At 61.6% G+C, this 1211-nt stretch carries 1 protein-coding gene; it reads right to left on the bottom strand.

Features of this window, described 5'->3' with window-relative positions; genetic code table 11:
• Positions 1–169 precede the first annotated feature (169 nt).
• On the bottom strand, positions 170–1159 hold the full coding sequence (locus DFR43_RS13565) for an IS5 family transposase (protein ID WP_133599594.1): 990 nt from the start codon (positions 1157–1159) through the stop codon (positions 170–172).
• Between the last annotated feature and the right edge of the window lie 52 nt (positions 1160–1211).

The raw sequence follows: 1211 nt of genomic DNA, 5'->3' as shown, positions 1-1211 counted from the left end.
GGAACCTCTGCACTACCCCGCCCACTCGTTCGTGGCGACGAGTTGAGGGTCAATATCGTTTCACATGACGGGATCGAAGCAGATGCTGAGCCGTCTTTTGGCTCCAGCAAGCCCCTTCGTGGGCCCTCTGCAGCCTCATCCGGCCCCAGTGAGCCCACTGCGGGCGCACTTATCCTGTTGCACCCAACAACGCTTTGCGCACCAGCCACAGATTGACCAGCGCAAACAGGACGTTGAGCTGCGCGCCGTTCTTGGCCAAGCCTCGATAGGGCGTCTTGCGGTAGCCAAACTGGCATTTGAGTACCCGAAACGGATGCTCACCCTTGGCACGAATGCGCGCCTTGGTGCGTTCCAAGGCATCCATCACCTGGCCAAGAAAAGTGCGCTTGTCCAATGCCCGGCGCTTGCCCGGCCGCATGGCCACGTGCCAAGCGACTTGCTTGCCCTGGTTTTCCGCTCGCTTGTCCACTCCCTGATAGCCCGCATCGGCAAAGACGTCGGTCTCTTGCCCGTGCAAGAGCCGATGCGCCTGCGTCACATCCGAGACGTTGGCAGCGGTGGCCACCACCGTGTGTACCAGCCCTGTCTCGGCGTCGACCCCAACGTGCGCTTTCATGCCGAAGTACCACTGGTTGCCCTTCTTCGTCTGGTGCATCTCAGGGTCGCGCTCACGGCGGGCGTTCTTGGTCGAGCTGGGAGCAGCAATGAGCGTGGCATCCACGATGGTGCCGCTCTTGAGCATGAGGCCACGCTCGGTCAGGATGCGATTGACCGTCTCGAGGATACGCTGGCTCAGGCCGTGTTGCTCCAGCAGGTGGCGAAAGCGCAGGATGGTGCTCTCATCCGGCACGACATCCACCCCCAGGTCCAGACCAACAAAGCTCGCCAGCAGCGGCGTGTCGTACAAGGCTTCCTCCACCGCCGGGTCCGACAGACCAAACCACTGCTGCAAAAAATGAATCCTCAGCAGCTTCTCTACCGCAAAGGGTGGCCGCCCACCCTTGGGACCCGCCTTCGGCGCATACGGCTCGATGAGTGCGACCAACTCTGCCCACGGCACCACACGGTCCATCTGCTCCAAAAACGCACGCTTGCGGGTGCGCTTGGCGCGCAGCTCAAAGCCCGTATACATCGGCGCCTCCAGACTCATCTGCTTCATGTCGCTATTGTCCCATCCCGGCAGTCTGGCAGGAAGGTTTTGCAGACCTTCC

It is taken from the genome of Tepidicella xavieri (assembly GCF_004363315.1).
In the GTDB taxonomy this organism is placed as follows: domain Bacteria; phylum Pseudomonadota; class Gammaproteobacteria; order Burkholderiales; family Burkholderiaceae_C; genus Tepidicella; species Tepidicella xavieri.
Note: the sequence above shows the minus strand (reverse complement) of the source record. Positions and strands in the feature narration are given on the sequence as shown.

Bases quoted from the DNA above. Each gene is read 5' to 3' on its own strand.
- DFR43_RS13565 (WP_133599594.1), bottom strand. From the start codon at position 1,159: ATGAAGCAGATGAGTCTGGAGGCGCCGATGTATACGGGCTTTGAGCTG.